This window comes from Candidatus Kuenenia stuttgartiensis (assembly GCF_900232105.1).
Lineage (GTDB): Bacteria > Planctomycetota > Brocadiia > Brocadiales > Brocadiaceae > Kuenenia > Kuenenia stuttgartiensis_A.
Genome location: NZ_LT934425.1, coordinates 4,130,558 through 4,147,067 on the forward strand (window position 1 = coordinate 4,130,558; position 16,510 = coordinate 4,147,067).

16 protein-coding genes and 1 pseudogene are annotated in these 16,510 nt (G+C 39.1%); 4 read left to right on the forward strand and 13 right to left on the reverse strand.

The annotated features are described in order from the left end of the window. Nucleotides 1-504: 504 nt before the first annotated feature. The 12 genes and pseudogenes from KSMBR1_RS19230 to KSMBR1_RS19285 all read right to left on the reverse strand — a co-directional run bounded on the left by KSMBR1_RS19230 (nt 505) and on the right by KSMBR1_RS19285 (nt 10,290). Entirely contained in the window at nt 505-771 is a 267-nt protein-coding gene (locus KSMBR1_RS19230) for a hypothetical protein (RefSeq protein ID WP_099326747.1), read from the reverse strand. A gap of 61 nt (nt 772-832) precedes the next feature. Next, nucleotides 833-1,027: a hypothetical protein gene (locus KSMBR1_RS19235; protein WP_197705262.1), complete on the reverse strand. Its 195-nt coding sequence runs from the start codon at nt 1,025-1,027 to the stop codon at nt 833-835. A gap of 448 nt (nt 1,028-1,475) precedes the next feature. Then, entirely contained in the window at nt 1,476-2,291 is an 816-nt protein-coding gene (locus tag KSMBR1_RS19240; protein WP_099326748.1) for a response regulator, read from the reverse strand. Between the two features lie 157 nt (nt 2,292-2,448). Beyond that, the gene (locus KSMBR1_RS19245; RefSeq protein WP_230405665.1) at nt 2,449-3,636 is read right to left on the reverse strand and encodes an ATP-binding response regulator; all 1,188 of its coding nucleotides are present in this window, start codon (nt 3,634-3,636) and stop codon (nt 2,449-2,451) included. Nucleotides 3,637-3,650: 14 nt separating this feature from the next. Then, a complete protein-coding gene (locus KSMBR1_RS19250; RefSeq protein ID WP_099326749.1) occupies nt 3,651-5,279 on the reverse strand; it encodes an ATP-binding protein in 1,629 nt (542 codons plus the stop codon). Nucleotides 5,280-5,409: 130 nt separating this feature from the next. Continuing rightward, nucleotides 5,410-5,865: an acetolactate decarboxylase gene (locus tag KSMBR1_RS19255; RefSeq protein ID WP_099326750.1), complete on the reverse strand. Its 456-nt coding sequence runs from the start codon at nt 5,863-5,865 to the stop codon at nt 5,410-5,412. Next, complete coding sequence (locus KSMBR1_RS19260; protein ID WP_099326751.1) at nt 5,828-6,016, reverse strand: acetolactate decarboxylase; 189 nt, start codon at nt 6,014-6,016, stop codon at nt 5,828-5,830. Before KSMBR1_RS19260 ends, KSMBR1_RS19255 begins: the two co-directional genes overlap by 38 nt. A 313-nt stretch (nt 6,017-6,329) precedes the next feature. Next, nucleotides 6,330-6,479 carry a hypothetical protein gene (locus KSMBR1_RS21340; protein WP_157820737.1) on the reverse strand — a complete coding sequence of 50 codons (150 nt, stop codon included), beginning with the start codon at nt 6,477-6,479 and terminating at the stop codon, nt 6,330-6,332. Nucleotides 6,480-6,792: 313 nt separating this feature from the next. After that, nucleotides 6,793-7,260, reverse strand: a pseudogene (locus KSMBR1_RS22910) (ribonuclease toxin HepT-like protein). Continuing rightward, complete coding sequence (locus KSMBR1_RS19270) at nt 7,257-7,526, reverse strand: nucleotidyltransferase family protein (protein WP_099326752.1); 270 nt, start codon at nt 7,524-7,526, stop codon at nt 7,257-7,259. The pseudogene KSMBR1_RS22910 and the gene KSMBR1_RS19270 overlap by 4 nt, the downstream one beginning before the upstream one ends. Before the next feature lie 361 nt (nt 7,527-7,887). Beyond that, a complete protein-coding gene (locus KSMBR1_RS19275) occupies nt 7,888-8,136 on the reverse strand; it encodes a DUF2442 domain-containing protein (RefSeq protein ID WP_099326753.1) in 249 nt (82 codons plus the stop codon). 1,050 nt (nt 8,137-9,186) lie between these two features. Further along, complete coding sequence (locus tag KSMBR1_RS19285; protein ID WP_099326755.1) at nt 9,187-10,290, reverse strand: IS4-like element ISCku3 family transposase; 1,104 nt, start codon at nt 10,288-10,290, stop codon at nt 9,187-9,189. 328 nt (nt 10,291-10,618) lie between these two features. Between KSMBR1_RS19285 and KSMBR1_RS19290 the strand changes: the two genes are divergently transcribed. The 4 genes from KSMBR1_RS19290 (at nt 10,619) to KSMBR1_RS19305 (ending at nt 14,357) form a co-directional block, all read left to right on the forward strand. Next, nucleotides 10,619-11,632: a CPBP family intramembrane glutamic endopeptidase gene (locus KSMBR1_RS19290; RefSeq protein ID WP_157820738.1), complete on the forward strand. Its 1,014-nt coding sequence runs from the start codon at nt 10,619-10,621 to the stop codon at nt 11,630-11,632. Beyond that, nucleotides 11,604-12,644: a UDP-3-O-(3-hydroxymyristoyl)glucosamine N-acyltransferase gene (gene lpxD, locus KSMBR1_RS19295; protein ID WP_099326757.1), complete on the forward strand. Its 1,041-nt coding sequence runs from the start codon at nt 11,604-11,606 to the stop codon at nt 12,642-12,644. The genes KSMBR1_RS19290 and lpxD overlap by 29 nt, the downstream gene beginning before the upstream one ends. After that, nucleotides 12,626-13,444, forward strand: coding sequence for an LpxI family protein (locus KSMBR1_RS19300; RefSeq protein ID WP_099326758.1), 819 nt, complete (start codon nt 12,626-12,628; stop codon nt 13,442-13,444). Before lpxD ends, KSMBR1_RS19300 begins: the two co-directional genes overlap by 19 nt. Before the next feature lie 292 nt (nt 13,445-13,736). Further along, nucleotides 13,737-14,357 (forward strand): tRNA-uridine aminocarboxypropyltransferase, encoded by a 621-nt coding sequence (locus KSMBR1_RS19305; protein WP_230405805.1) that lies wholly within the window; start codon nt 13,737-13,739, stop codon nt 14,355-14,357. Nucleotides 14,358-15,181: 824 nt separating this feature from the next. Here the strand turns inward: KSMBR1_RS19305 and KSMBR1_RS19310 are convergent. Then, nucleotides 15,182-16,312 carry an ABC transporter permease gene (locus KSMBR1_RS19310; RefSeq protein WP_099326760.1) on the reverse strand — a complete coding sequence of 377 codons (1,131 nt, stop codon included), beginning with the start codon at nt 16,310-16,312 and terminating at the stop codon, nt 15,182-15,184. Between the last annotated feature and the right edge of the window lie 198 nt (nt 16,313-16,510).

Genomic DNA, 16,510 nt, shown 5'->3' on the forward strand with positions numbered 1-16,510 from the left:
TAGCAACTGTTTTTCCACAGTTGGTCAACCCCCGTTAGATAATAAACATCTGATGGAATTGATGTATTTTTTTAAATTGTGGCGTTTGGCTTATTTATCAAGATTTTACAAGCAATCCAAGTCTTTCGTGATAGCAAAGACACGTCGTAAAACATGTCTATTTCGAGTGTAATTTGTCAATTTGAAAGATTCGACCCCTTCGGCTTCTTACTTAATATTTAAGATGTGACCCTTTTGTTCCTCTCATGGGGATTTAGGTTTGCAAATCTGAACCCGCTCAGGTGTCTGAAGGGGCCACAAAATAAGAATGAAAATTTCCCAAATTAAGTACGGTGTCCCTTGAATCAACCGATTACCAACAAAATCACAAGGTGGCCCTGCTACTCATTCTCATCGGTTAATATCTGATATGGTATTTTTCTCATGTTAATTGTAGTCTTGGAGTACGCCTTTACAGATTATCTGAGAATTCATTTTTCACAATTTTTCAATCATAAGTCCTTTTTAAATTGTCTCAAATACCTCGACTCTTACATCATATCCGAGTCTGTGCAGGTAATCATAGCAATCGTCCCATGTTAGGCCAAATTCACGTACATCTGCGAGCCCTATCCGCGCAAGGGTATCTCTTAAAAGTTCAAAATACCCATTTTCAAAATCGGCATCTTTCATCATCATTTCTTCTGCCCAACTTGCGAGACTTGGTAAATCCATCTCCCTGTTAAGATACTTTATAAGCATACCGGCGAGCATCTTTCTTGATATAATCATTGTTTTTCATCCCCCATTCTTTTATGACCCTTATCCACAGGATATTTTTCATGGATTTCAATCAATTTTCCATTACTATCATAAATTTCCTGATAAGATTTTTGGTTTCTTCCCTGTCATCTACTTCTTTAACGTACCTTGCTTTCCACCCATGCCTTCCTTTTATCTCCAACCAATATTTTCTGCCCCCGTCGCTTAATTTTTCGCAATTAAGGAATTTTCTTTCATTAAGCAGCCTTTTACCTTTGATATCCATATACCCCCAATAAGTCTGAATTTCGATTTATATTATTATAAAAACAAAAAGCGATAAAAAAATTGTTTTTTTTATCTGGAAGAGGGATGTGAATTATCAAATCAAGACAGAGAACCGCACAAACCCTTCTTTATCAATTACATATTTGTCAATGGTAAAGATTCGACCCCTTCGTCTCCCTATTCAGGAGGTAGCTTGAACTGTCTGGCAGATGAAAGTGTAGATCGGCAAATAGTAGAGCGTTTAAGGCAAGATGGCCATCAGGTCATGAAAGTAATTTTACGTGGTATAGCTTTATGTCTCTTCTGGAAAATCTTCTAAAAACGCTCTTGTTTGTCGGTTAGCGAACGATGTCCATGATTGAGCGCTTCGAGCGCTGCCTCTTATTTTCATTTGCGGCCAAGTTCCCGGACAATCTTTAAAGATTAGGCCTCTTTTACTTTATTCTTCATATATGCGATAGCCACCACTTAAAAGCCAAATGATTTCCAAGGATCAGGATAGAAAACAGAAAAAAACTAACCAACACGTGAATGATTAACTCAGAAGGTTTCTTGTTCTCTCCAAGCCCCCTGACTATATAGTAACTTTCCACTATAAATGCTAAGGGAATATAAGAAACAATTGCTGCCTTATGTAACTTGTGGAGATATTCCAGAATATAATCCTCGGATAAAAGTAGTCCTATGATAAAATATGAAAAAAAAGATAGGATATACACCACTCCTAATATAATTGCTAATATGCCCGCCCAGTTTCGGGGGAGATCAGAGACATAGTTGCGAAGATATTGAGTACCAACACGAGCCGCCTTTTTTACACGACGTTCCAAGTCCAAGTTATAGTCTTCAAGCCGCTTGCGATACTGCTCTTCCTGGTCATGCAGGCGCTTTTTCATCAAGCAAGAGTCAATTCTTGCCTTGAGCAATACGGGATTAAAAGGTTTTGTTAAGTAGTCGTCCGCACCTTTTTCAATACAACGTACGATACTATCCATATCACCGATAGCTGAGATCATGATAACAGGAATGTGACGCCAAGATGCATTGCCTTTCAAATGACACAATACCTCGTATCCATCCATTTCTGGCATCATTATATCAAGCAGAATGATATCCGGAGGCTGTTCTCTTACTTTAGCCAATGCAGATAGTCCATTTTCTGCAAGGATAGAAATATGCCCAAGCTCATTAATCCTCTCGTTTAGGATATTGCGGTTAGACTCTTTATCCTCAACGATAAGAATTCTTGCCTGATTTGCCATGAAATTTCCCTCCGCAAATTTTCAACGCTTAAACACTTTTTAATAACTGCATACATTTGCTTTACATGGATAGGTTATCTACATCCAGTATTTCAATGGTCATCGCCAGATTACGCTCGTTATCCTTTGCTATTAGTATACGACGCTTTTCAAGGTGTTAACCCATTTCCTTTTGATTTGGAGGTCGTAGAGGTAGTATAAATGTAAAAGTACTTCCTTTTCCATAAAAGCTCTCCACCCAAATTTCACCACCATGTAATTCAACTAAACGTTTTGTAAGCGCTAAACTAAGGCCAGCCCCTTCATAATTCCGTGCTAATGAAGAATCCACTTGGCTGAATGCTTCAAATATTTTTTCTATATCTTCTTGTTTTATACCAATTCCTGTATCTGCAATAGCAAATTGTACATAGAGATCTTTCAATGTTGTGTCTATACACACATTACCATTTTTGGGGGTAAATTTTATTGCATTAGATAAAAGATTAAACAGTATTTGTTTTAATTTCAATTGATCTACAACGAAAGTAGGTATATCGGATTGGATAGTATTCTTTATTGTAATATTTTTCTTATTTGCAATTCCTGACACCGTATTTAATACGTCATCTATTGTTTCTTTCACGCAAATTTCTTCATATTTTAGCTCTAATTTTCCCGCTTCAATCTTTGAAATGTCTAACACGTTGTTAATCATGTTGAGTAAATGTTTTCCGCTGCTGTAAATATCGTCTACATATTCTCTTTGTTCATCATTTATGGGTCCAACCAATCCATCCTTTAAGACTTCCGCAAATCCAATAATTGCATTGAGCGGAGTACGAAGTTCGTGCGACATTGTTGCCAAAAATTCAGATTTCAATCTATATGCCTTTTCTAATGCAATATTTGTTTTTTGAAGATCACTGGTTTTTTCCTGTACTTTTTTTTCAAGCAGATGGCGATACTGTTCTTCCTGATCATGCAGGCGCTTTTTCATCAAGCAAGAGCCGATTCTTGCCTTGAGCAATACGGGATTATAAGGTTTTGTTAAGTAGTCGTCCGCACCTTTTTCAATACACCGTATGATACTTTTCATATCATCGATGGCTGAGATCATGATAACAGGAATGTGACGCCATGAAGCGCTGTCTTTCAAATGACATAAAACCTCGTATCCATCCATTTCTGGCATCATTATATCAAGCAGGATGAGATCTGGAGGCTGTTCTCTTATTTGAGCCAATGCAGAAAGTCCATTCTCCGCGGGGATAGAAATATGTCCAAGTGCATTAACCCTCTCGTTTAGGATATCGCGGCTAGTCTTTTTATCCTCAACGATAAGAACTCTTGCTGGATTTGTCATGAAATTTCCCTTAGTTAATTTTCAACGCTTAAATACTTTTTAAGAACCGCATATAATTGCTTTACATGGATAGGTTTTGCCAGGTGCGCGGTGCAACCCTTAGCAAGATAAGTTTTTTCGGCTTCAGCACCTGTACTGGCAGTCATGGCGATAATAGGAGTATTAACAAATTCTGGTATAGCTCGAAGCCTTTGAGTTGCCTCCAGGCCATCCATTACCGGCATCCGAATATCCATCAAAATCAATTCAGGTTTATGCTGTTTAGCCATCTCAATCGCCTCCTGTCCGTTTCTGGCAACTACTACCTGGTGGTTATGTACCTCCAACATTTCAACGGTCATCGCCAAATTACGCTCGTTATCCTCTACTATTAGTATGCGACGCCCTGTAGGAAATACACCATTTTCTTTTAAAACTTTCCCCACCTCTTTTTGTTCGGAAGATTTTTCTCGCGGTAATTTTTTCAGTGGTAGGGTAAACCAAAAGGTACTCCCCTTCCCCAATTTGCTCTCAACGCCAATTTTCCCATCATGTAGTTCCACCAGTCGGCGTGTTAGGGCCAACCCAATCCCTGTACCACCAAGTTGTTCATCGATCACATTCTCTGCCTGGTAGAATTCAGAAAAAATCTTATCGATCTTATCTTCCGCGATCCCAATCCCGGTATCCCTGACTTCTATTTTGACTCCGGAGTCTCCGTCACTAACAGCACAAATTTCAACCCGTCCATCTTTTGGCGTAAACTTGAGTGCGTTTGTGAGTAAATTCATAAGAATCTGCTTACACTTCCTAAGATCAGCCATCACAACTGATAGTTCCGGTTCAATTATTATTTTCACTTTTATCTTTTTCTTCACAAACTGACGACTCATCATGGATACCATACCATTAATTAGTTCATCGATTGAAACATCCTCCAGTTCGAGTTCCATTGCTCCCGCATCTATCTTGGACATATCAAGCAAATCGTTGATAAGAGACAACAGGAATTTTCCACTACTGTTGATTTCACCGATATATCTTAACTGTTTTTCATTGAGCTTTCCAGGCAATTGCTCACTTAAAAGATCGGTATAGCCAATGATAACATTGAGCGGTGTACGCAACTCGTGGCTCATATTTGAGAGGAATTGAGTTTTGGCTCTGTTGGCATGTTCTTGTAAGAGTTTAGCAGCTTCAAGGTTTTTGTAAGACGTGCGTAACTCATTCTCCACTTTCTTTCGTCCATTCATTTCTCGCGTCATTTCGAGGTTTGCATTTCTTAGTTGGGAAGGGCTCGGTAGTGCAATTGCCTTGGGAATAAGGGGCCAGATGGCTATGGCGGTAGATGCGGATGCTATGGCCGTAAGAAACTTTACGACACCTTCAAACCTATAAGAAGGGCTCCATAGGGTCCAGATATCCAGAAAATGAGTGGAACCACATGAGAAAATGAATAAACCAAACATGACGAACATCCACTTAAACTCCAGGTCTTCTCGCCTCCGCACGAAGTAAAATAGTGCAACAGGAATAGAATAGTATGATGCGGTAATAATGCCGTCAGAGATTACGAATAGCCATAAGATTTCAGGCCTCCATAGTAGACATTGCCCATGAGGCATAAAATCTTGGGTAAAGAGATTCTGAAAAAACTCAATCATGTTAATCCTCCTCCTACTTAATAGATTTTTTGCGTAACACCTTTTTTTTAGTGGCAAGGTAAACTAATCTGAAGATACACTCTGTGATTTTTGCGTTCTTTAATGTCCATAAGCCTATGGAAGTCTATTTTTATATTTTTTGTAATTCCTCTTCTCTGTTTATTGTCTGATCGGCTTTATAGAATTCTTCACTATCCGGCAGCAACATGAAAAATTTTGGTGTATAGTCTATTTGCAGCATTGTCTCTTCTATCGTAAAATCCAAAACGTGCCCGCCCATTTTGGTGTCTTTGCTTATGAAATGAAAGTGATATCCCGGAACATTTAATCCTTCAACAAACGGCGGACAACGAAAGCCAACAATAGTACCCTCTATGTTTTTCGAATAAAAAAGCGGTTGTTTCTTTATAATAGCAGAAAGCGGCGCGTATGGTTTATGTTGTTTCGGAACACTTCGCAATTTTATATCGCGAAAACGTCCCTTTATCTGAATGGCATAGAAAATATTTTTTGTGGGAACGGCATTGTCCATAACCAGTTTAAACGTCTTAAAATCTACTCCCGGCTGTAATAACCAGGCCATCATGTTTTACCTGATAAATATTTCCACCTACAACTACCATTTCACCATCAAGGGCATTGAATGTTCCAATGCCAAAATTGCCATATTTTTTCAACTGGTCAATGGTAGTTTCTCCATTATAAATACCGCTTAACAAAGAAAATAAGGGGGTCATATCTGAATATTTTCTTGAATTGTTTATGTATTGTATGATCCTTTGCAAGCCGTTGACGGAAACGGCTGACTGCTTTACTCACAGAAAAATAACTCCGTGCTCCATACCTTTGACTGATTTCTTTTAATGTCATGCCACCATGATTTACCGCTAGAAATAGCATTATCTGTCTGGCAATATTATTATACATTGGCATTTCTAACGTTTCCCTTTTTACCCCAAATTCTTTGCAAACATGCTCCTCTAACGTGTCAACCGATATATCCTTCCTGAATGGTTTTACCCCGCTTAATTCTCTTGATGAAAAATTATCCTATCTTTTAAGTACTGTCTTTACCCAATCATCACTGCCCAATATCCACTTTCCCGCTGCTTTCAACCCCGGGTTGCTTCTATCCCTTATCCCTTCCCGGATAAATTCTAAATACTGCCCGTTTGCCCTATTCTTACTTTGAAATTCCATGCACAAATTTATGGGATCAGGTACAACCCAATGTCATTAAGTTAAGGTTATTTGATTAAAAACAACCCCCTATTTCCTCCTTTTCTAAGGGGGACTTTTACGGCCGGTAGATCAACTTAATGATATCACCCCTTCGGGGTTAATTATGGGTTTTTCGCATAATTTCTATAATCATTTCATCCCTTCGGGATTATTGGAATTATTCAAAGAACTAAAATGCTACGTGAATATTAACTCAACGCCTTCACCACATAACTTTAATATAATAATGGCGGTATTTTCTGTTCACATTTTTATTTCACCATTTTTTGGCTTATTCTGATTCCAGATTTTTTAAGTAATTAAAAAGATTTGATTTAAATCTCACCCACACATTTTCAATATTTGCTATGCCTTCTTTCATACGGTCCCATTCCAATTGAAATCCATAACTATGGTAAACGACATGTCTGAACCTGCGAAAAGGCGCTAAAGCAGACTATAGCAATTCATCAAACAATTCTGGCAAAGGAGTATGCGATGGGGCACAAAACCGCTTGAACAAATCCATATGCCAGGTATCGCCTGCGGGAAGAGGAATGGAATAAAATTTACTAATGCGTTTTAGGATATTTTCAATCCCACCATAAAATTGGGCAAGAAAAGCAGCAGCGGCAGTCTTTTCACGTGTAGTTGGTTCACGATCTGCGATGTCATTGCGCAAAGAAGTAATCTCTCGCAAAATACCTTCGATTAGCTCTATCTCAATATAAACTTCCTCTTTAAGTTCATCGGCTATCACAGTATTATTCTCCCTTTACTTTCGATGTGTTTGGTGAATCGGGATGGTGGACTCAAAGGCACAAGATCAAGCGGTGCATGCAGTTCTTCTTCCAGCCTTGCCGCCAGTTCATAAAGCTTCCAACCGGCAACACCGTCACAGGCAATATCAATATCCCTTGCTTGCGTTGGAGTCTCTATAATGCTTCCAAAAAGGATTAATCGGGTTGCACCGTAACTTTTAGCCAGAGAAACGATTTTTTCAATTTGTGACTGGGTAATTGGCATCTTCGAATCTCCTTAAACGGTTATATAAAATCATCGTACAAGATCAGAAGAGTAATTCAGGGGACACCATACTTAATTTTAGGAATCTTCGCTTTCCTCTAAAATGTAAAAGCGTCGAATCTTTTAAAATGACGATTTATTTGTTCCATTTAGAAATCAATAAATCTTTGTATTTCGTCAATAATAAACAGGCTGTCCAAGAATGTAATCAGCAAAACTTTTTTTCGTCTCTTTGCAGAGTGTTCAGGAAGGTTCTCAAAGCACTTCCGGAAACGATCCGTTGTCTGATGCATTTATAAAGCGCCGTCACTCCTTATCGGATTCTTTTTTTAAGCCATTTATCAAGAGACTCCTGGCTTTCTCAGGAACGTCTACCAGCTAATATGCCTTCGAAGCTAATACCTTCATCAAGATCAGGCCAATGAATTCCTTCTCCATCTCCAATCAATTCATAGTTTCCTCGTTCTGGTTTATTACCGTTCAGCAATCGAGGAAACCAAATAATGGGAACGGATATATTTCTCTCATCATTTAAATAAACTACAAAAGAACTCTCTGTAAAAACAACTTTTTGAGCCAGATATTCATGTTCAAGCACTAAAGCACTCATTCCATTTGTCCTGAAATAATTTTAATTTTCTTCTACCAATTTTTGAATCTTTATGAGATCACTATCACTAAATCCCTTAGATTTTTGTAGACGGATTGGATTTAATCAAAATTTGGCCGTAAATCTTTCCTTTTTTACATGAATATGGTCAGGAAATTGCATTCCTTTTCCCCTTTGAAGCGGCATTAAAACAAAAAACGAAGAAGATTACAATTTATTAATTCTTTATAACTATTCAGCATAATCTATTAAACTACTGAGGTACAACTCGTCCTCAAACTCCTGTTTGCGAAATGTGCATTCCCGATTTTTTGTAACCGTTTGTGTGATTGGGGCAAAACAACGCTGCCACGGGTTAATACTACTGTACGTTTCATTAAAACATGGCAGAAGTCAAAAAAAACCGGGAATGCACCTGGATCAACCCCACAAGGGCATGAAAGCTGCAAAAAATGTGGCAAGCCTGTCCCCCCGCTGGCGGGGGATTAAGGAGGTGGAATTGTCTGCGGAGGAAATCTGGGAGGTTTATAACATGAATAGCCATAAGTTTTTCTTCTCATTCCTACGCTCTCAGACTGGGTCAAGTGGGCAATTTTATCCTATTTCACGATATGAATTTCCCACTTTAATAGAAAAACAGTAATAAATTGAGCATGAAATAGGCAAAATGTGATAAGTTGCCCCCGCTTGTGAGACAACAAAGTTCATTTGACCCAGTCTGTCTGCGTGGGAATGCATGTCACGAATCAGGATAAAATTGTCCACTTGACCAGTCTGCAGAGCGTGGGAAAGAGGGGCAGATTTGTTTTCATAACAAAGGGGGTAGTTGAATCGATGGAGAAATCCAGTCCACCCCCTGCACCCATAAGCGCTAACTTGTTTTAGGTATGCTCGAAGTATTTTGATATCTGTGTTTTTCGGATTCTTGTATTTTCTGCTAAAGAACAAGCAATGTCATTCCAGCACTTAAGAACTTCCTGTAATGATAACGCTGGTTCTATAGCCCGTTTTACTTGATTAAGCATAAAAGCAAATTCACGCCATTTGCTTTTAGTCTTCTTGCTTGACAATGAAGTATCCCCAAGGGGAAAAAGACGTAGCAAAATCTATTAGTTTTTCTGTCAAAAGAGCAACGAATAGTTTGCCATAAAGCCAAGCTTTTGAGCTATCATCATCGTATTTAGGTAAGTGTCCAAATTGTGCTATTTGTTTAAATCTTTTAAAGACCAGTTCAATTTGCCATCGAACTCGATACCATTCTAAGATATCAAAAGCGGTAAATTGATTTTCAGGAAACGTTGTGAATACTATTACGTACTTGGCATAAATAAGGGTCTCCGGTTTTAGTTCAATGCCCTTTTTGCTTGCATGTCTTTTAAGTTTTTTATGAGCTATTTTAATGGCTTCTTCTGTTTTGCGTATTATACAAAGACTACCTTTGACATATTCAGTATTATCAACGTTTGGAATAAAAACGTTCCATGATTTTATAGCAAGGGGTCTTTTTAAATATTGGATTTCTTTCAATAAAGGAAAGGGTTTCTTTTCTTCGCCGAATATCCGTAGAGATTGCGAATTAACTCTAACGCTAAGATAAGCGCCTTTCCTTGTTGCATGATGAATTCCTTGGCCAGTACAGTAACCTCTGTCAGCTATAATATAATCATCTTTTTTCATCGGAAACTGCCGAAAAGATTCTCCTGTGCCTTCTCCTTCAGTTCCCGTAAGTTTAAAGAAATCGCAAGATAATGAAGGAACCTCAATACTATAATGAATGCGCCAAAGACTTCCTGTTTTCCCAGGTTCCTTTACTGTTGTTGCATCAAATAAGCGAAGATGAAAATTATTCCGTTTATTAATTTGGAGGCCACGCTCACGGAATAAAGATAAACATAATTTATATAGCCATTCTTTGCTCTTTTTTAATCGCTTTAATAAGGCAACATCGGATAAATCTGCTAAGTTAGCACGCTTGGCTCGAACTACTGTTTCACGCAATGAATAGCCACATCCTAAATGAATTAATAATGTTCGAAGAAGCTTTTCTTCAGATTTATCCTTGCGCAAGCCTTTTAAAGCATTTGTATCAACGGCTAAACTTTTCCAATCGTTTGGGAAGAAAGTTCTTAGAAGATCCCAATCTTCTCTCATCATGGCTTTATCCTCCTATAGAGTGATTAGCGGGATAATTAATATAAAAATACCATGATGAATAAAAATACCATGATGAATAAAATTTGTCAATAAAACAAGTTAGCGCTTATGCCCCCTGCACCCCCGCCAGCGGAGGACATAGTTTGAGCAGGATCATTCCCGATTTTTGGTTAACTAATTGTACAAGGACTATTGTACAAGGACTAAAGTGTTACCAAATTTCACCATTAAATATTTTGCCAAAAATGCTAAGAAATTACTGATAAGGTACTAAAAAATCCCCCCCGGCAGACTTCTGGCAGGAGCCTTTAAAAAAAGGAAGCAAATCTTGCGCATACGCTTATTTTCAGTTGACAACTCTTATATACAAAACTATCATCTCTGCATGTTTTCATTTGCCAATATTAAACAATATAAAAAAATATTACTCTTATTCCTGCTGATAGTGTTCGCAAGCAGTATTATTGCACCCGTAGTAAAAGTATTTTTGGATTCATTTTTACCCTCAAATTCTTTTTTCGTTAATTTATTGGATTATGAAGATGGTCACTATAATTTTGCAAGAGTCATGCGGCGCATTATCATGGCGGTCGCCATTCTATGCATATTTTTATTGAGAAAATCACTCATGTTTCCTTCCTTTGGTACTATTGGTTTAAAGCCCGGTAAAGGCTGCTGGCAAAAATTGCAAATTGGATTTCTTATTAGCACCGGTATGTGTATTCTCTATTTCGCATTTTTATATTTTTACGGAATTGTTACTTTTGAAATAGAAACAATGTCTCCCGGCAGTTTGATCGGTAAAGTTTTCACCTTGATAATAATCGCCGTTGTTGTGGGCGGCGTAGAAGAGTTTATTTTCAGAGGATTTATCCTTCAAAGCATTTTAAGAGATACGAAGGTGTTATTTGCCGTTTGTTTCTGCAGTATGTTTTACGCATTGCTCCACTTCTTCAAGGCGAACTCACTCGTTACTCCGGGTTTTCAACCCTTTATTGGTTTTATTGTAGTATATCAATCTTTCGCCAATATTATTCTCACTATTGCAGAGACACTTCCACTAATTATTGGGCTCTTCATTGTTGGCGTGGTGCTTTCGTACGCCTATTTGAAAACAAATTCATTGTACCTCTCCATTGGACTGCATGCCGGATGGATATTTTTTATTAAGGCAAACAGGCTTTTTTTTGATTTCGTTGATTCAGAATCAGGTTGGTTGTTCGGAGACCGTAACTTAATTAACGGCATAATGGGCTGGAGTTTTTTGATCGTTACCCTTTTAATTGTACATTTTATTACAAAAAGACTGCATAATGGAAAAAACGCTGCAAGAACTTGCTGATTACGTAGGGGGAACAGTTGCCGGCGATCCCAATACCATCATAAACGGTATCATGGGCATTGATGAAGCAACTGAAGGACACATCACATTTGTCGCCAATGAAAAATACATTAAAAAAATGAATCATACCAAGGCTTCCGCGGTGATCGTTTCGCCAAAACTTATCAACGCTAAAAAGAACCTTCTGGTCTGCAATAACCCCTATCTTGCATTTGCAAGGATAGTGGAATTACTCATGTTTAAAAAACCGGTCTACGTGAAAGGAATTGATTCCGCCACAAGCATTGCAAATACGGCAAAAATCGGCAAAGACGTTTCAATTCAGGCATACGTTACGATAGGAGAAAACGCCTGCATCGGCGACCGCGTGGTTGTTTTCCCCGGTGTTTTTATCGGAGAAAACTGTACCATCGGCGATGATGCCGTTCTCCATGCAAATGTTGTAATCTATCCCGATACCGTAATTGGCAGGAGAGTCACTATTCACAGCAATACGGTAATCGGCAGCAGCGGCTTTGGCTATGCCCCTGATGGCCAGAGCTATTATAAAATACCACAGGCGGGCAATACTGTAATAGAAGACGACGTTGATATTGGTGCAAATACAACAATCAACAGGGCAACTCTGGGGCAAACTATCATCAGGCGGGGAACAAAAATTGACAGCCAGGTTGTCATCTCTCATAACGTCGAAATCGGAGAAGATTCTGTAATCGTTTCACAGGTAGGCATTGCAGGCACCGCAAAAATCGGAAAACACGTGACCCTTGCAGGCGGCGTCGGCATTATCGGACATATTACCGTTGGAGACAACGTTACCGTTGGCGGGCATTCCGGAGTGGCGCAAGACCTCCCTGGCAACGGAACATACCTGGGAACGCCTGCGCTTCCCATTCAAAAAATGAGGCGATGTTACGTAATCATTGAAAAATTGCCTGAAATGAAAGAACATATGAAATCACTTGATAAAAGATTAAAACAACTGGAAGAAAAATGGAAAAACTCGGATTAATTGCAGGAAACGGAAGATTCCCCATACTGTTTGCCAAAGGCGCAAAAAATAATAATGTGCCGGTTATAGCCGTTGCTATTGAAGGGGAAACCTCCCCGGAAGTCGGGCAATATGTGGAAAAACTCTACTGGATCGGCGTCGCTCAGATTGGCAAACTTATTAAAATTTTTAAACAGGAAAACGTTTCCAAAGCAGTCATGGCGGGCGGTCTTACGAAAGGCAATATGTTTTCCTCTTTGCGAAATCTTAGACTCCTTCCCGATTTAAGGACAATTAACCTCTGGTATAAAAACGTAAAGAGAAGAGACGACCAGACCCTGCTCGGAGCGGTTGCTGACGAGTTGTTGAAAGACGGCATAGAATTGCAAAGTTCCACCCTTTACGTTCCTCAATTACTCGCAAAAAAAGGCATACTTACCAAAAAAAACCCCACCGATAGAGAGATGGAAGATATTTATTTCGCAGTTCCATTGGCAAAAGAAATTGCGAAACACGGCATCGGCCAGTGTATTGTTGTTAAGGAAAAAGTAGTTCTTGCGGTGGAAGCCTTTGAAGGTACTGATGAAGCAATCCGCAGAGGCGGAAAACTGGGGAGAAGCGATGTTGTTGTCATAAAAGTTTGCAAACAAAATTTTGATCCGCGATTCGATATTCCTACCGTAGGTCTTGACACCATTAAAACCCTGAAAGAATCTTCCGCCTCCGTCCTTGCCCTTGAAGCAGGCAGGACTATTATTCTCGATATTGAAGAAACCCTTGCAGAGGCTGACAAGGCAGGCATTTCCGTTATAGGCATATAGGCGCTTCACGTTTAACAATTGACAATTTATTGTAGAGATGCTGCATCGTATAAATTCTAAATACGAACCCCGAAATACGAAACAATACAGAGCTACAAACAGATCACCCCTAACGGGGTTATATTGTTTTTTTATATATTGGCTTTTCAAAAAACTAAATTGTTACAAATGTTACCAAATACGGATAACGTTTTTGCCATTAGGATTTCGTATTTCGTGCTTCGCATTTCTTATCTCATCCCTGTTTAGTTATGGCTACACCAGCTTAGGAGTTTTATCTCTTTTAACAATGATGACCAAAACACCTCGTGAAAGATGTTTTCATTGCCATTTAATACTACAGGACTGTATTTGTCCCCAAAATCCTCCCCTCTGGACCGAACACAAAATAACCCTGTTAACAAGCAGAAAAGAGTCGCGAATCCCATCCAATACCGGAAGGTTGATCCGTATCATGTTGGAAAACACCACTGCTATTTTTATCGGAGAATACGGCTGGGAAAGAGCGGTTGAGCGGGAAATAGCAGGAAATGATTATACGCCTGTAATCCTCTTTCCCATGGCGCCTTCTATTGACGGTAAAAATATCATTGAAAAAAAGGGGAAGCCTCTGAATATTTTCGTACCGGACACAAGCTGGAGAAATGCGAGAAGATGGCTTCACAAACCACTGTTTCTGAATTTACCGAAAATAGGATTAAGAGAAATTCCTGCCTCTGAATATCACCTGAGAAAACAATCTGCCAAAAATTATTTATGTACATTTCAGGCAGTAATCTCATTAATGAAGGAACTCGAAATCAAGGATTTTGGCTCAGCATCTTTTCAAATGAACGAAAGATTCAGGCTATGGGTAAAATCGCTGGCAAAAGAAAGAGGATTAACCTTCACGAGCGATAGCATTAATTATTGAATTCGGGTAACTATACTCAAACTGCGGAATTTTTTGCTACTGTACAAAACAAGATGCATTAGTCATATTCAGGGGACACCATACTTAATTATTGGCACAATCAAGTATGGATGGATGGGGTTCTTGAAGTGGCGAGAAAGGTAACAATTTAGTATTTTGAAAAATTCCAACAATGTAGTGCGATGAGGTTCGTCGCACTACAAATTATAATTTCCTGTAGTGGTCAATAAATAGGGGTAATGCATTTACATCCCTCGTATAAACCTGATATGTGCTTACCTTTAGTCCCCCCCGCTGGGGGAGTCAGGGCAATGTCATTAAGTTAAACAAACGGCCGCAAAGTAGAGACAGATTTCAAACCTGTCTCTACGAAGGGGGAAAAAGGGGGGTGTTTTTGATCAAATAATTCATAGCACCTTAGTTATTTGAAAAATCCAAGGGGGGATATAAAAAACAATGTAGCCCCTGTAGGGGCGGTCTGTTTGTAGCGCAATAAAATTCAACAGGTAAATAGCTCCGTAGGAGCGGCCTGTATATGATTGACAGGAAGACAGGCCGCTCCTGATTATAGAGACAGGTTTCAAACCTGTCTCTACGATCTGTTATGGTATCCTATCTACAAACAGGTTGCTCCTACGGAGCTTATCGGCAATACGTTTTTTTTAAACCAAAGTGTTACAATAATTCTGAACTTAATGACATTGGGATTCAGGGGTTCTTTTGTACAATAGCATCCTATCCTGCTACAAACAGGTTGCTTGCACTGAATTTATCGACAATACGTTTTTCAAAAAACTAAAGTGTTACGATGCTTTTAGCTATCACTATGTCATGGTTTTCTGAAATCTCCGGGAAGCAAACCAAAGAGTCAATATCCCCATAACCATAAGAGCAAGCATTTGAGGCCAGAGAATTTCTGTCCCGATTCCTTTAAGAAAGATTCCGCGAATAATTTCCAGGAAATACCGGAGAGGATTCAGATAGGTAAGCCACTGGATTGCCCTGGGCATATTTGCTATTGGAAACATAAATCCGGAAAGTAATACTGCAGGAAAATAAAAGAAGAAGGTACTCATCATTGCCTGTTGCTGTGTCTGGCTTACTGTTGAAATGAATAGTCCGATGCCAAGCGTAGTCATGATATACAAAGCCGTAGCAAAGAAAAGAAGAAACAGGTTGCCTCTGATAGGCACTTCAAACCAGAAAACACCTATCACGGTAATCAGTATCACATCTGCAAATCCTATGAGTGCAAAAGGCACTGTTTTGCCCAGGATAAATTCAATTTGTCTTATTGGGGTAACCATGATCTGTTCAATAGTCCCTATCTCTTTTTCCCGTACAACGGCCATACTGGTCAGCATCAGGGTAATAAGCATGACAATGATTGCAATTACTCCGGGTACATAAAAATTTCTGCTCTCGAGGTTTTCATTGAACCATGCACGCGTTTGCATATCGACCCCAGCGGGCATTTGATAAGCGCCTTTGACCAGAGTAAGGCGGGTTATAAGAATCTTTTTTGAAAACTGTGCAACAATCTTTGCGCTGTAATCAAGTATTACTCCGGCAGTATTTGAATCGGTTCCATCTACAATTAACTGCAATTGAACAGACCTGCCTGCCCTTAAATTCCCTGCAAAGCCAGCATTCATATGAATTACCGCCCTTACCTTACCACGGTCAACAAGTTCCCATATACGCCTTTCATCGCTTACATATTCGATTACCTTGAAATAGCCTGATTGGACAAAACGTGCCGTGAGTTCACGGCTGACTACAGTATTGTCAAGGTCATAAACTGCTGTGGTAATATTCCTAACGTCTGTCGTAACAGCATATCCGAACACAAGTGTCTGGAGTACCGGCATGATAAAAATTATTCCCATCATCTTCCTGTCCCGAAACATCTGGATAAATTCTTTAATAAGGATTTGTCTTATACGTTCTATCACTTTTATTGTAACACTTTAGTTTTTTTGAAAAATTCCAATAATAACGCTGCTTTCAGTATAGTGTAAGTGTAGTGGCGAAGCATTTGTCATAAACGGTTGCTGCTCGTTCCTCACTTGAAATATCTAAGTAGAGACAGGTTTGAAACCTGTCTCTACCATGTAGTGCGACGAACCTCGTCGCACGACAAAGGACAATTT